We start from the raw sequence: 13,125 nt of genomic DNA on the forward strand, positions 1-13,125 counted from the left end.
CGTCACGTCAAAACGCGCCACGCCCCCGAGTTCTACCAGACACACCAGCCCGCCATCAGGGCCAGGCCAAGATCCGAACCTTGAACAGCTCCTAGGAGGACCACCCCGACCTCGGTGAGACCCGGACAACCATGTCCTGGGACCGTCAACGATGTCCCAGTGGCCGAACTGTCCAAGATCACCTGGGACCTCACACAACGGGGAGTCTGCCGTGTCCGCTGACACCCGGCCGTGCCTTCCGGTGTTTCGGGGCCCCTTCCCCGGGCGGGCCGGGCGGGAGAGGCGCTCCGGCGAAGGGCGGCAGGGCGGTGCGGGGCCCCGGTCTCCTGCCAGGAATGACGCGTCACCGGACCATGCCCTGTCGCTTGTTCACCACGCCCTGGCCCGTCTCGATCTTGGACCTGGCCGCCGCGAGCCCCCGGGCGGTATGAAACGCCTTCGCCGGGTCGGGGCGGTCGGTCCAGGGCGTGGCGCCGCACCACGGGCCGAGTCGCCGGAACTGATCAAGTGCCGCCTTCCACATCCTTGCCCGGACCAGGTGGTGGGCCAGCAGGTGTCGCAGCGGCGGGAGGTGGGGGTCGTGCTCGGGTACCAGCGCGAGCGCGTTCACGGCGGTCTTCAGGCGTCGGCGTTCGAACAGGGCCCTGACCGGTTCCTCCAGGGGGCGGGACTTCCCCCGCTCGTACAGGGCGTGCAGGATCAGGCCTGCCAGTGGGCTTCCCATGGGCGCGTTGCGCACCGCACGGCGGGCGAAGCTCATCATCGCGCGGTCGGATCCGTGCCACTTGGCACACCAGTACTGGAGGGCCTGCCAGTGTGCGTCGTAGTGGTGCGGTGCCCGGGCGGTGAGTTCGGTCCAGAGCTCGCGGAACTTCGCGCGCCGGTAGCCCGCGCCGCGGGCGGCGGTGATTATAACGATCCAGGGGTTCGGGTCTGCCGGGTCGAGAAGGGCCGCATGGCGGGCCGCCTCGATGGCTGCGGGAAGCTGGGCTCGGAAGCTCGCCATGGCCGGCTTGGGCACCTGGCGGACAGTGCCGCTGCCGCGGATCCGCCAGGCGCGTTGCACCATGAGGTCGGCCTCGATCACGGCCGCGTCGCAGCAGCCGGGCTCGGCCGTACGCCACTTTCGCAGCCAGGAGTCGTCCGTGAGGGCGATCGCGGTCAGTTGCCTCACGCGCACCCAGCGGTCGTCCCAGTCCCCGCCGGCTGCCGCGACGTACCCGGCGGCCGGCTTCCAGTCACCCGTCGACGCGGCGTCGGCGATCTCCTGCGTCTTCCGCGTTCGAGGACCGATCGGGGGCGGTCCGGCCCGGTCCGGTATCAGTGCGGCTCGCGAAGGCATTCCGTACAGGGCCGGGTCGAACTCCGTCTCGATCCAGCGCCGGGTCCGGTTGCCTGCGAGGCTGATCGCGGCGGTGATCGCGACGATCGCCGCGGTGATGATCACCCCGAGCACTTCTGAGGTCACAGCGGTTTCTTCCGTTGCGTTGGTGGAGGCGGCCGTTTGACCACGGCGCATCATGACACAGCCTCAGTACAGCCCGCCGTGCGAATGGCGAGCGCTGCGGCCGCCTCCCACGCTCAAACCGAGCGCCGTTGGGTGGATCGCGCCGGACCAAAGGACTGGAACGGCGCCTCGGTGGCTACTCGACGTCGAAGAGCGACTGGAGGATCTCGCGGACCAGAAGGCCGGCTCCAATCGGGGCAAGGCCGAGGCGCTCGGCGTGAGGATCGTCGCCCCGGAGGAGTTTGCCGACCTGGTCGCCCGGGGCGTGGCCTCGCCGCCGCTGCCGCAGGACCAGACCGAGGCGCCGCTGCGGGTGGGGCACATCCTGGCCGTCACCCGCACCCGGGCCGTCCTTCGTCGTCGGCGCCCGCACGGCCGGCGAGGAGTGCCGGCCGCTGGACTTCCCGCCGGAGGTCTGCCACCGCTACGGCGAAGGCCCGGGCGGCGCCGTCATCGCCGACGGCCTGCTTCTCTACACGACCGGACGGCCGGACCGGGCGTTGCACCGGGCATTCGTCGAGGGTCGACTGCGCCACCATGGCCGGCGAGAAGCCCGCCGCCAAGCTGACCGGCCACGCCCGTTTCCACGACCGCCGCCCCATCCCGCCGCGCCTCGCACGCCCTGAACGTCCTGCCGACCTGGCAGCAGCACTACACCGTCTTCCCGCGGCTGCTGTTCGTCCTCGTCGACACCGGCGAGCGCGCCGCCCGGCAGCGCATCCGCGACCTCCAGGCCATCGCCGCCCGCCACCCGCTCGTCGCCCGGATGCCTGGGCGGACGGCTCGAACTCCTTCGCCAGCTCCTCCGGCGACCGGCCGGCCCTGACCAGCTCGACTATCTGACGACGAAACTCCGGCGGGTAGACCGGACGCGTCCTTGGCACGATGAACTCCTCCTTGCGGGACTTAGTGCCCCAAAGCGAAAGGTTGTCCATCAAACCGGGGCAACTTCACCGTTCGGTGAGCTGCCGGCGTTCGCACCGGGCCAGGTCATGCAGATCGACTCCACCCCGATGGACGCGATGGTCCTGCTGGACGACGGTGTCCCGGGGCGGATCGAGCTCACCGGCATGATCGACGTCGCGACCAGGACGCTATCCGACGGGGTGCTGCGGCCGACCACGACGTCGGTCGACGCGAGAGTGCTACTGGCCCGCGCGGTCACCCCGGAGTTGATGCGGCCGGGCTGGGCGGAGGCCCTGCGGATGTCGCGTTCGGTGCTGCCGCACCGCCGGCTGCTGAGCCTGGACGAGCGCCTGGAGCACGCCGCCGCGCGGCCGGTGATCGTCCCGGAGATGATCGTCTGCGACCACGGGAAGGTGTTCATCTCCCGCAACTTCAAGGCGTCCTGCCGATTCCTGGAGATCGACTTCCGGCCCTTGCACAAGGGATCCGGTTTGTTCAAGAAGTCCTCGAACAAACTCCTCCGCCACTGCCCGAGCAGCTGCTCTGCGACTACTGCGGACGCCCTCCCGCACCCGGCAGGCTACCGCCGGGGCCACCGCCCTGGTGGTACTCGACCCGCTGCCGACGTCGGGCCGAACTGCTCGCGACCGCACCCTCGACCGGGGGCCCCTGCCCGACCGGCGGGAGATCGCCTCCTGCCTCGGCTGCGGCACCCAGGTCATCCGCACGGCACACAGCACGCGCAACACCTGCTCGAAGAAGTGCCTCTCGCTCAGCAGCCGCCTCCGCGACGCCGAGCTCGCCCTCTACGAGAACGAGAACCCCAACGCCGTCGAAGACGAGCCGAACGACGACGAGGCAATCACGATCATCACCTAATACTCCAGTGCGGTTTCGTGATGTGCTCGCCGGCTGCGTGGGTGAGCCCTTGTCGGCGCTGGCCGCGGTGGGCCGCGGCACGACGGCGCGCCAGGCTGCGACGGCTCGAAGGATGACGGTGGCCGACGGTTCCGACGTGCACCCCGGACGAGTTGCATACCGCATTCCGATTGTTCAGTACGCCGGGGGAATGTAGCGTCGCGATCATGGAATCAGCGACCGGAACCACCACCGATCAGGCACCGGCGAACCCGGCCGCCACCGACGACATGCTGGCCACTCAGCCGGTCGGCTACTGGGCCGGCCTGACCCAGACGGCCGTCACCCGGCATCTGCGTGACGCCATGGCCAAGATCGACGTCACGCAGCCGCAGTACTGGGTACTCAACCGCGTGAACGGCGGCCCCACGGCGCCGAGCCGCGAGGAGGTCGTCGCGCAGCTGACGCACCTCGCCGACGGACCGCACGAGATCGCCAGGGTCGTCGACCAGTTGCTCCACCGCGAATGGCTCCGGATCGACGACGGGCAGCGCCTGCACCTCACGGATGCCGGGGAGGTCGCCAGAGTACGGCTCCGTGGGCTGGCGACCGAGGTACGCGCCGTGGTTCACCAGGGCATCAGCGACGAAGAGTACGTGGCCGCGCTCAAGGTGCTGCGCAGGATGGTTGCCAATGTCGAGGGCGACGGGACTCCTGGTAGTCAGTCCTGATCTTGCGACCTCGCGACGGACCCAGCGGGGAATGGGTACGGCCACCGCGTGATCATCGGTTGATGTGCGGACAAACGAAGATAGAGGAAGAGCAACTCGGTGCCTAGCGGGCCGGGCCGGCGGCGCCGGCGCGGGGCGCCGATCGCTCGTCGGAATCCTGGTCGGCCTGCGGCGCGGGGGCGGGGTCCCGTGACGGTGCCGGGGCGCAATTGGTCGAGGGCTGTGAGGATGTGTCGGGTCTGGTAGCGGAGCTGGGCGGCCCAGGCCGGGTAGTCACCGCCTACCCCATACGCTGAGCACGGGCCGAAGGAGGAATTCCATGGGTGTGGACGTCGAGTGGCACTCGCGTGTCCCTGACCTGCCCGACTGGCACGCGTCCCGGCGGACGCTGCTGGGAGCGGTGACCGATGAGGACGACCTCCTCGCGGACCTGATCCCCACACTTTCCGCCGAGAGCTACCCGGTTCTGTCCGCAGTGGACCCTTACGGGGACACCGTCCTGGACAGCGGGCAGGCGACCATCGCCCTCTCGGAAGTGGCCCGGCTCGGGGCGGAAGCCTGGAGCGAGCGCATGTTCTGCGAGGAACTGGCACGTCTCCTGGAGCAGTGCACAGAACGACCGGGATCGGTCGTGGCCTTCGTCGGAGACTAACCCGACGAAGGCCCTGAGACCGCGTTCGAGATCTGCCGTGTCCCGTGGCTGATGGGGCCGTTGATCCTTGCGTGAGTGGTGCTGGGGGTGGGTATCCGTCTGACCTGACGAATGAGCAGTGGGCGCTGGTGGAGCCGTTGCTCCCGCCGGCACGGGTGGGTCCGAAGGGTGGTCGACGGGAGAAGCACCCGCGGCGGCGAATCGTGACGCAATCTTCTACGTGGTGCTCTGCTCATGACCGGCCACTCGCGTTCACGTCGAGTGCGGAGGCCTGGCCGACCGCGGCGAACAGAATGAGAGGCAGCTCCTTGTCAGCCTGGCCGATCGCCAGCGCGAGCCAGCGATCGTTGTCGGGGAGCGGCCACACCTGCATGCTCACGGCCTGCTGGCTGAGGTGGCCGAGCGGCTCGGGCACCGGCTCGCCCACGCAGCCGGCGCTGAGATACGGTCCGAGGTCCACGACAAACGCACTGCCCCACCGATCCGTCAGGCGTGCCGCCAGGTCGTCGAGACGGGCCTGCAGTTCGGCTTCGGCATCAACCCAGGCGTGCCCGTCGTCGTCATCCCAGAAATCCCGGCTGACCTCCAGGTCGCGCACATGATGCTCAGGTCCACCGCCCCCGGAGGCGTCGACATAGGTCACCTCCGGGAACGGCTGCACGGCCAACGCGTCAATCGTCGAGAGGTACTCCTCGGTGGTCATGCGCGCAGGCTATGGGACCGCGCAGACAACCTCCGCCGACTGCACACCCCGAGACCGGCCGGACAGCTCCTGGCAGAACCCGGTCCTCTACGTCGTAGCTATTGATGGGCCGGTCGTCGCAGTCATTGTCGGGGCTCTTCTCGGTGGAAATACCGCTGTGGTCCCTCTCCGTGCCGGCCGGCCTGTGCAGCTGCGGTCTTCCGGGAGTCGGGGACTATTTTTCGAGGGTGGGGTAGTCGGTGTAGCCGTGCGCTCCGCCGCCGTAGAACCCTGCCGCCGACGGTTCGTTCAGCAAGGCGCCAACGCGGCAGCGGGTGACCAGGTCGGGGTTGGCGAGGAAGTCGCGGCCGAAGGAGACGAGGTCGGCGCCGTGTCGGAGCGAGCGGGCGGCGGCGCCGGGCTTGTCCTGCCCGTCTGCCGCCGGGGTGACCACGAGTACCGTCGGCCACAACGTGCGGATGGTGCCGTCCAGTTCGGTGCCGGTTTCGGTGTGGTGGAGGTAGGCGATCGGGAGCGGGGCGAGTTCGCGGACGAGGGCGGTGTACGTGCCGTGGGGGTCGGTCTCGGTGAGGTCGCCGAAGGGGTTGCCCGGTGAGATGCGTAGGCCGGTCCGGTGCGGGCCGATGGCCTCGGCGACGGCCCGGGTGGTCTCGACGGTCAGCCGGGCGCGGCCCTCGGCGTCGCCGCCCCACCGGTCGGTGCGGAGGTTGGCGTTGTCGGCGAGGAACTGGTGGAGCAGGTGGCCGTTGGCGGCGTGGATCTCCACGCCGTCCAGCCCGGCGGCCACGGCCCGGTCGGCGGCACGGGCGAAGTCGCCGATGAGTTCGCCGATCTCACGGCCGGTGAGGGCGTGCGGGGTGACGGCGGGCACGCGACCGGCCGGGGTGTGGACGAGGGTGTCGGCGGCGATCGCCGAGGGGGCGGCCGGCCGCACGCCTTCGGGGAGGAAGTCCGGGTGGGCGAGCCGGCCCGCGTGCATGAGCTGGAGGAAGATCCGCCCGCCGGCTGCGTGGACCCGGTCGGCGACCTGGGCCCAGCCGTCTTGGTGGGCGTCGGTGAACAGGCCCGGAGCGCCGGGGCCGATGGCCCCGGCCGCGACGGGGTGGGTGCCCTCCGCGACGATCAGTCCGGCGCCGGCGCGCTGGGCGTAGTACTCGGCCATCAGCGCGCTGGGGGTGCCGTCCGCGTGGGCGCGGGCGCGGCCCATGGGGGCCATCACCATGCGGTTGGGCAGGGTGAGGGCTCCGAGCCGGGTGGGCTCGAAGAGGGCGGCGGGCGCGGTCATGGCGAACTCCTTTCCAGGGGGGTCGGGTTCACTGGCTCCAGGTGCGTGCGAGCAGTTCGTAGGAGCGCAGCCGGGCGTCGAAGTCCCAGGCTTCGCTGAGGATCATCAGTTCGTCGGCGTGGGTGCGGTCGACGAGGTCCTGGAGGCCGCGGCGGACGGTGTCGGGGGTGCCGACGTGGGACTCGCTGAGCATGGCGTTGACCATGCGTGCCTCCTGCGAGTTCCACAGGGTGGTGATGTTGTCGACCGGGGGGAGGAACTGCATGCCGCCGCGGAAGTGGGTGAGGAACTTCAGCTGGAGGGAGCTGAAGATCCGGAAGGCTTCCGTGCCGGTGTCGGCGACGACCGCGTTGGCCGCGACGATCACGTGCGGCTTCTCCAGCGTCTTCGAGGGTCGGAAGGTGGCCCGGTAGAGCTTGAGCGCTTCGCGGAGCTGGGCGGGGGCGAAGTGTGAGGCGAAGACGAACGGCAGCCCCTGCTGGGCGGCGAGGGCGGCGCCGAAGGTGCTGGAGCCGAGGATGAAGACGGGAAGGTCGACGCCTTCGCCGGGGATGGCGCGGACCTTGCGGCCGGCACCGGCGGGGGTGAGGTAGCCGCGCAGTTCGGCGACCTGCTCGGGGAAGTCGGCGCCGTCCTGGTGGTCGCGCCGCAGGGCGCGGGTGGTCGCGGGGTCGGTGCCGGGCGCGCGGCCGAGGCCGAGGTCGATGCGGCCGGGGTGGTAAGTGGCGAGGGTGCCGAACTGCTCGGCGACCACGTACGGGGCGTGGTTGGGCAGCATGATGCCGCCCGCGCCGACCTTGATGCGTTCGGTGGCGGCGGCGACCTGGCCGATGATGATCGAGGTCGCGGAGCTGGCCATCGCCGGCGTGTTGTGGTGCTCGGAGATCCAGTACCGGTGGTAACCGAACGCCTCGGTGGCACGGGCGAGTTCGACGGTGTGCGTGAGGGCTTCGGCCGCGTCGTGGCCGGTGCGGACGGGGGCGAGGTCAAGGACGGGAAGCGGGATGTCGGTGTAGCGGGTCATGCCGGGGTCTTTCCGGGTGGGGCGGGGCCGCTCGGTGGGCGGCCCCGCGTGGGGAAGGTGGGTCGGTTCGGCCGAGCGGCCGGGCCCTGCGGGTGAGGATCCGGGCCGGGCTCGGGCGTGGGGCCGGTCAGGACAGGTCCAGGACGGCCTTCCCGGGCAGGCGGCTCTCCCGTACCGCCTCGATGGTCTCGGCGGCGTCGGTCCAGTCGCCGCGCCAGGCGATGTTCGGGTGGAGCATCCCGGTGGCGAGTTCGTCGGCGAGCCAGGTGAGGTCGGCGTCGATGCCTTCGCCGCTCATCAGGAAGAAGGTGACGATCGAGCGGTCGTGGCGCAGCGGGTCGGCGAGCAGGCTGCCGGGTTCGAAGGCGGAGGCGGCCGAGGAGGCGGCGCCGGCGGTCACCAGCGTGCCGCCCTCGCCGAGGGCCTGGAAGGCGGCTGTCAGGTCCGGACCGCCGACCAGGTCCAGGACGCCGTGCACGGGCGCGGTGACCTCGCCGACGCTGGTGACGACCTCGTTGGCGCCGAGTGCCCGCAGTTCGTCGGCGCGGGCCGGGTTGCGGGAGACGGCACTCACGTGGGCGCCGCCGCGGGCGGCGAGCTGGATGGCGAAGCGTCCGACCGCGCCGGCGGCGCCGGTGATCAGTACGCGCCGGCCGAGGATCGGGCCGAGCTTGCGCAGGGCGCGCAGCGCGGTGGTGGCGGCGACGGGCAGGGTGCTCATCGGGCCGAGGTCGGCGCCGTCGGGGACGGTTCCGATCAGGGCGGTGTCGACGGCGCGCAGTTCACCCCACGCGCCGCTCGGGCCCAGCGTGATCACCGGGGTGCCGACGGCGGGGCCGGAGCCGTCTGCGGCGGCCTGCTCGACCACGCCGGCCGCGTCCCAGCCGATCACCGCACCGTCGGGGGCGCCGGGGAGTACGTAGCCCTCCAGCTGCCAGTGATGATCGTGCGGTCCGCCGCCACAAACGGACCGCTCGGTCATGTTCTGAACCGTAGCACAACATGACCACGCAGTCCGGTTAGCCGCGTCACAACATGACCGACTGGTCCGGTTCGATACGATGGAGCCATGAAGAGAGCCGACGCCGTGCGCAACCGCCGCCTGCTGATGGACGCCGCCGCGGCGGAGTTCGCCGAGAACGGCATGGAGGCGTCGATCACCCGCATCGCCTCCCGCGCAGGCGTGGGCAAGGGCACGGTCTTCCGCCACTTCGACACCAAGGAACAGCTCCTGGCCGAGGTCTTCAGCGACCGCCTGGAGGAACTCGTCGAAGCCGGCCGCAAGCTCGCCGACGCCGACGACCCGGAGGCGGCACTCTTCGACTTCATGACAGTGGGCGTGGAGATCCACGTCCGCGACCGCTCCTTCTGCCAGGCCGCCGCAGCGCTCTCGCGCAGCGAGGCCAGCGTCCGGGCCTCACGCGAACGCCTCGCGGACGTTGCCGACACCCTCGTCGCCCGGGCACAGAGGGCCGGGGCTGTGCGCGACGACGTCACCGGCCTGGACATCGCGCTCCTGCTCAGCGGCGCCTCACAGGCCGTCCTCAGCATCGACGAGGACGTCCCGGAGCTGTGGCGGCGCTACCTGGCCATGACCATCGACGGCCTGCGACCCCAGAACGCCCACCCGCTCCCCGTCGCCGCCCCCACCCTGGACCAGTTCACGGGTTAGTCCGACTCGGCTGCGGGTTTGATACTTGGCGCGCCATCACGGCAGAGCCGCGAACGCCTCCTGCACGGCCTCGCGCCGCTCGGTCCACCAGGCCAGGAGGCGCTCGGCGGGCAGGAACAGGTGGTCGCACGAGTGGTCGGCGCGGTCGTAGTGGAAGACCAGCTGCCAGGAGTCCGACATCCGTTTCCACCACAGCCGCTCCACCGCGTCCGCCAGCGCCGGCACTGGGAGCGAGATCACCGATCGGTAGCCGGCCACGAACGCGGAGGTCCGCTCCAGATCGAGGAAGCCGTCCTCACCGCCGAACTGCACCGTGGCGGTGCGGGCGACCTCCTCACCGAACGGCCGGACCCGGATCCGGTCCCAGTCGATCACCCCGGCGATCCCGCCGTCCCGCCACAGCACGTTCCGGTGCTGCACGTCACCGTGCGTCCACCCCACCGGGCCGACCGCCACCTCGCCGGCCGGGCGCTCGTGCCCGTACTTCTCCAACAGCACCTTGCGCTCGGCCAGCGCCGAGGCCGCCTCGGCGTCGAACGCCGTCCGGCTCTCCAGCCCCGCGACAAGCGCGAGGAAGCGGTCCGCCTCCTGCCGAGCCTCGGCGGGCGTGGTCACCGAGACCGTCACCTGCTTCGGCCCCGGCGGCAGCAGGCCGGCCATCCGCTCGTCGTTCAAGCTCTGGTGGATCCGACCAAGCAGAACTCCGAGGTCACCGGTCTGCTCGATCGACAGCGCCGTACCCGGCAGATGGCTCCCCTCCATCCACGGGATCAGGCAGTACCCACGGCCGGCGACCTCGACCACCGCGTCCCCGGTCGAGGAGACCCGCGCCCTCCCCACCGGCAGGCCGTCGTCGGCCACTGCCGACAGCACAGCCAGATTCCGACGCGCCAACGACAGCGGCACATCCATGATCCGCTTCAACGCGAACGAGCCCTCGGCCGTATCCAGCCGCCAGTTCCCATTCATCAAGCCGTCCGACAGGAAGCGGCACTGCCGGACCTCACCCAGCCCGAAAGCCTCGTTGAGAACCGCCAGATCCTCTGCGATCTCGCTGTACCGAGCGCCACACAGAGCGCCGAAAGTCGCGTCCGTCACCCCGAGCAGGCTAGCGGAGCCGAGGGATCGAAGCGGTCGGTCCAGAAGGTTTCAGCCGTCTTGGTCACGGTTCGGACGAGGAGTCCCACACGTCGCCGGTTGGACCCCATCGTCCGGCAGCGCCGCTGAGCGCCAAGGTCAACGGCACTACCAGGTGTCGCCGGGCGAAGATCCGATGATCGTCGTGGTCATCCTCCATGCTCTTCACAGGCGGGGAAGGTCCTTCCGCGCGACGGCAGCGGCGCAGGACCACGCCGCGCTGGTCGGCGCCGGGTAAGTCGACCTCTGCCTGGGACTGGCCACGGCCGCCGGCCGGTTCGCCGACGACGACCGGGCAGGCCGCCGCCGAGGCGGTCTACCGCGTGATCGACGCCGCCTACGAACGCCGCTCGGTGGTGGTCACCAGCAACCTTCACCCCTCGGGATTCGATTCGATCATGCCGAAGACACTGGCGACTGCGGCCGTCGACCGGCTCCTGCACCACGCGCACATCATGCTGACCGAGGGCACCAGCCTCCGCCTCGCGCAGGCAACCGCCGGCACGGGCGTCGTCCCCGCCGTCATCCGGCCGTTGAGGATGCGGGCCATCGCGGAAGCCGAGTACCCGGCGAGGGCGCCCACCTCGGCCGGTGTCGCCTGCTGAACCGCCCGGGCGGTGCGCAGCACCGCCGGGATGTCGAGCTTCTCCGTGGTCCGCGACACGACCCCTCCCCGAGCCCGGCGGAACCCCGACGGTAGCCCGCATCGTGAGCCCGCCCCGTGAGCGGGGGCACCGGCGTGTTCCGGCCGGTGGACCGGCTCGGTACAGTGGGGGCCCATGCGGCAGCGAGAACGCGAACGTGCACTGTGGGACGCCTTCTTCCACATGGACGCCGAGCTGTGGCAGGTGCTGACCCGCAGGCTCCAGCAGGACACCGGCCTGTCCGAGCCGGACTGGCAGGTCCTGGACGGCCTGGGCAACACCGAGGGCCACACGCTGCGCGCGTTCGAACTCGCGAAGGCGCTGATGTTCGGCAAGAGCCGGCTCCACCAGCACGTCGGACGCATGGAGCAGCGCGGCCTGGTGGAGCGGGGGCCGGTGCCCGGCGATGCCCGCGCCACCACGGTCTCCCTCACCCCGCACGGCCTGTCGGTGTTCCGCCGGGCGCAGGCCTACCGCGCCCGGCACATCCGCGAGGAGCTGGTCGGCGCGCTGACCGTGGAGGAGGTGGAGCGGCTCATCGCCATCTCCGGCAAGATCCGCGCCCATGTGCGCCGCGACCGGTCGGCGGGGCGTCACTCCCAGACGGTGGTGGGCACTTCGGCCCGCAGGACGGGCGCCACCTCGGCGAAGAACCGTTCCAAGTAGTCGCGGGTGACGGCGAGTTCGGTCGTGTAGGTGGAGAAGAACCCCTCCACGCCGACGCCGAACACCTGGTTGCCGAACTTCCGCTGCAGGCCGAGGAGTTTCTCGGTGATCTGCTCGGCGGTGCCGACGAGCGCGGACCCGTTCTTGACGAAGTCCTCCAGGGAGTCGAACGGGAAGCGGGCGCCGGCGCGGTAGTGCGCGGCGACCGAGGCCTCGAACATTGGGCGCGCGATCGCCAGGGCGTCCTGCGAACGGTCGGCGATAACAGGAGAGTGCACGCCCACCCCGACCGGCGCGGTGTCGGGGTCGTGGCCGTGGAAGGCGAGCCGCTCGCGGTAGTGGGCGACCAGGCCCAGGTAGTGGTCGACCCGGTCCGTGCCGTTGGCCGAGTACAGCGGGTCGCCCCAGCGCGCCGCCAGCTCGGTGGAACGCCGGTCGGTGGCCGAACCGTGCCATACCCGGGGCGCCGGCCGTTGCAGCGGCCGGGGTTCGAGGGAGACCTCGGTCAGCTTCGGGCGGTAGCGGCCCTCCCAGGTGACCTTCTCCTCCCGCCACAGCCGCCGCAGCAGCTCGTACCCCTCCTCCAGCCGGTCCCACAGCTCGGCCGGGTCGACGCCGAAGACGCCGGGCGCGACCGCGTCGCCGCCCTTGCCGATGATCAGGTCGAGACGCCCGCCGCTGAGCTGGTCGAGGGTGGCGTAGTCCTCGGCGGAGCGGACGGGATCGGTGAGCGAGAGCACCGCGACCGTGGTGACGAGCCGGATTCGGGACGTCCGGGCGGCGATGTTCGACAGGATCACCGCCGGTGACGCCGACAGCAGCTCCGGATTGTGCCGCTCGCCGACCCCGAACGCGTCGTACCCCACCCGCTCCGCCCACGAGGCGAGTTCGACCACCTCCGCGAACCGCTCCGCCCGCCCCAGCGGCGGGCTCCCCAGCCCCCTGCTCCGCCTCGGCATCAACGTACTGGCCAGGAACTTCATGACCACACCCCTCCCGATGAGTTCACATGTGAACTCTGAAGGGCGCACCTCTCCCCGTCAATACGACAACCGGATGACCCCGCCGTCGACACCCGGTCAGTTCCGCATTGAACCGGCTCGGCATGGCCGCCACCCGATCGAGTGGGATCCGTCGGCTCCGCCCCGCCGCTCGTGCTGCGGTCTTCTGGGGGCGCTGTCAGTGCCGGAGCCTCGTGCAGGCGGCGGGCCCGGTTCGAGGGTTCCCGGCCTGGGCGGGTCGGGGGGGTGGGACACTTCCGGCCACGGGGGCTGTGTTGGTGGGGAGCCGGCAAGGGGGTCGGGTGCGGATGTGTCGGTGCGTTCGGGAGGCCGGAGCGG

The 13,125-nt window shown here is 70.9% G+C and carries 14 protein-coding genes and 1 pseudogene; 6 read left to right on the forward strand and 9 right to left on the reverse strand.

The window, feature by feature from the left end:
* Positions 1–343: 343 nt before the first annotated feature.
* The 3 genes from ACFXAM_RS24735 to ACFXAM_RS24745 all read right to left on the reverse strand — a co-directional run bounded on the left by ACFXAM_RS24735 (position 344) and on the right by ACFXAM_RS24745 (position 2,927).
* Entirely contained in the window at positions 344–1,522 is a 1,179-nt protein-coding gene (locus tag ACFXAM_RS24735) for a hypothetical protein (RefSeq protein WP_380294425.1), read from the reverse strand.
* 121 nt (positions 1,523–1,643) lie between these two features.
* Positions 1,644–1,829, reverse strand: coding sequence for a hypothetical protein (locus ACFXAM_RS24740; protein WP_380294426.1), 186 nt, complete (start codon positions 1,827–1,829; stop codon positions 1,644–1,646).
* A gap of 612 nt (positions 1,830–2,441) precedes the next feature.
* Entirely contained in the window at positions 2,442–2,927 is a 486-nt protein-coding gene (locus ACFXAM_RS24745) for a hypothetical protein (RefSeq protein WP_380294427.1), read from the reverse strand.
* A gap of 89 nt (positions 2,928–3,016) precedes the next feature.
* Between ACFXAM_RS24745 and ACFXAM_RS24750 the strand changes: the two genes are divergently transcribed.
* The 3 genes from ACFXAM_RS24750 (at position 3,017) to ACFXAM_RS24760 (ending at position 4,654) form a co-directional block, all read left to right on the forward strand.
* Positions 3,017–3,292, forward strand: coding sequence for a hypothetical protein (locus ACFXAM_RS24750; RefSeq protein ID WP_380294428.1), 276 nt, complete (start codon positions 3,017–3,019; stop codon positions 3,290–3,292).
* Between the two features lie 206 nt (positions 3,293–3,498).
* Positions 3,499–4,002, forward strand: coding sequence for a MarR family winged helix-turn-helix transcriptional regulator (locus ACFXAM_RS24755; RefSeq protein WP_380294429.1), 504 nt, complete (start codon positions 3,499–3,501; stop codon positions 4,000–4,002).
* Between the two features lie 319 nt (positions 4,003–4,321).
* Complete coding sequence (locus ACFXAM_RS24760; RefSeq protein WP_380294430.1) at positions 4,322–4,654, forward strand: hypothetical protein; 333 nt, start codon at positions 4,322–4,324, stop codon at positions 4,652–4,654.
* Between the two features lie 232 nt (positions 4,655–4,886).
* On the opposite strand, the gene ACFXAM_RS24765 is transcribed toward ACFXAM_RS24760, so the two are convergent.
* The 4 genes from ACFXAM_RS24765 to ACFXAM_RS24780 all read right to left on the reverse strand — a co-directional run bounded on the left by ACFXAM_RS24765 (position 4,887) and on the right by ACFXAM_RS24780 (position 8,648).
* Positions 4,887–5,357 carry a hypothetical protein gene (locus ACFXAM_RS24765; protein ID WP_380294450.1) on the reverse strand — a complete coding sequence of 157 codons (471 nt, stop codon included), beginning with the start codon at positions 5,355–5,357 and terminating at the stop codon, positions 4,887–4,889.
* Positions 5,358–5,571: 214 nt separating this feature from the next.
* The gene (locus ACFXAM_RS24770; RefSeq protein ID WP_380294431.1) at positions 5,572–6,642 is read right to left on the reverse strand and encodes an alkene reductase; all 1,071 of its coding nucleotides are present in this window, start codon (positions 6,640–6,642) and stop codon (positions 5,572–5,574) included.
* Between the two features lie 28 nt (positions 6,643–6,670).
* The gene (locus ACFXAM_RS24775; protein WP_380294432.1) at positions 6,671–7,666 is read right to left on the reverse strand and encodes an LLM class flavin-dependent oxidoreductase; all 996 of its coding nucleotides are present in this window, start codon (positions 7,664–7,666) and stop codon (positions 6,671–6,673) included.
* A 127-nt stretch (positions 7,667–7,793) separates the two neighbouring features.
* The gene (locus tag ACFXAM_RS24780; RefSeq protein ID WP_380294433.1) at positions 7,794–8,648 is read right to left on the reverse strand and encodes a zinc-binding dehydrogenase; all 855 of its coding nucleotides are present in this window, start codon (positions 8,646–8,648) and stop codon (positions 7,794–7,796) included.
* A gap of 87 nt (positions 8,649–8,735) precedes the next feature.
* On the opposite strand from ACFXAM_RS24780, the gene ACFXAM_RS24785 reads away from it, so the two are divergent.
* Positions 8,736–9,338 (forward strand): TetR/AcrR family transcriptional regulator, encoded by a 603-nt coding sequence (locus ACFXAM_RS24785; RefSeq protein ID WP_380294434.1) that lies wholly within the window; start codon positions 8,736–8,738, stop codon positions 9,336–9,338.
* 36 nt (positions 9,339–9,374) lie between these two features.
* Here ACFXAM_RS24785 and ACFXAM_RS24790 read toward each other — a convergent pair whose 3' ends face one another.
* Positions 9,375–10,436 carry a phosphotransferase gene (locus tag ACFXAM_RS24790; protein ID WP_380294435.1) on the reverse strand — a complete coding sequence of 354 codons (1,062 nt, stop codon included), beginning with the start codon at positions 10,434–10,436 and terminating at the stop codon, positions 9,375–9,377.
* A gap of 341 nt (positions 10,437–10,777) precedes the next feature.
* Between ACFXAM_RS24790 and ACFXAM_RS24795 the strand changes: the two are divergent.
* Positions 10,778–10,993: pseudogene (locus ACFXAM_RS24795) on the forward strand (ATP-binding protein); the annotation flags it as partial.
* Between the two features lie 261 nt (positions 10,994–11,254).
* Positions 11,255–11,785 (forward strand): MarR family winged helix-turn-helix transcriptional regulator, encoded by a 531-nt coding sequence (locus tag ACFXAM_RS24800; protein WP_380294436.1) that lies wholly within the window; start codon positions 11,255–11,257, stop codon positions 11,783–11,785.
* Here the strand turns inward: ACFXAM_RS24800 and ACFXAM_RS24805 are convergent.
* On the reverse strand, positions 11,713–12,768 hold the full coding sequence (locus ACFXAM_RS24805) for an LLM class flavin-dependent oxidoreductase (RefSeq protein ID WP_380294437.1): 1,056 nt from the start codon (positions 12,766–12,768) through the stop codon (positions 11,713–11,715). The two genes, ACFXAM_RS24800 and ACFXAM_RS24805, sit on opposite strands and share 73 nt — an antisense overlap.
* Positions 12,769–13,125: the final 357 nt, after the last annotated feature.

The organism is Kitasatospora sp. NPDC059462, assembly GCF_042749955.1.
Taxonomy (GTDB): Bacteria; Actinomycetota; Actinomycetes; order Streptomycetales; family Streptomycetaceae; genus Kitasatospora.

Bases quoted from the DNA above. Each gene is read 5' to 3' on its own strand.
- ACFXAM_RS24735 (WP_380294425.1), bottom strand. From the start codon at position 1,522: ATGATGCGCCGTGGTCAAACGGCCGCCTCCACCAACGCAACGGAAGAA.
- ACFXAM_RS24765 (WP_380294450.1), bottom strand. From the start codon at position 5,357: ATGACCACCGAGGAGTACCTCTCGACGATTGACGCGTTGGCCGTGCAG.
- ACFXAM_RS24755 (WP_380294429.1), top strand. From the start codon at position 3,499: ATGGAATCAGCGACCGGAACCACCACCGATCAGGCACCGGCGAACCCG.
- ACFXAM_RS24760 (WP_380294430.1), top strand. From the start codon at position 4,322: ATGGGTGTGGACGTCGAGTGGCACTCGCGTGTCCCTGACCTGCCCGAC.
- ACFXAM_RS24785 (WP_380294434.1), top strand. From the start codon at position 8,736: ATGAAGAGAGCCGACGCCGTGCGCAACCGCCGCCTGCTGATGGACGCC.
- ACFXAM_RS24775 (WP_380294432.1), bottom strand. From the start codon at position 7,666: ATGACCCGCTACACCGACATCCCGCTTCCCGTCCTTGACCTCGCCCCC.
- ACFXAM_RS24770 (WP_380294431.1), bottom strand. From the start codon at position 6,642: ATGACCGCGCCCGCCGCCCTCTTCGAGCCCACCCGGCTCGGAGCCCTC.
- ACFXAM_RS24800 (WP_380294436.1), top strand. From the start codon at position 11,255: ATGCGGCAGCGAGAACGCGAACGTGCACTGTGGGACGCCTTCTTCCAC.
- ACFXAM_RS24805 (WP_380294437.1), bottom strand. From the start codon at position 12,768: ATGAAGTTCCTGGCCAGTACGTTGATGCCGAGGCGGAGCAGGGGGCTG.
- ACFXAM_RS24780 (WP_380294433.1), bottom strand. From the start codon at position 8,648: ATGACCGAGCGGTCCGTTTGTGGCGGCGGACCGCACGATCATCACTGG.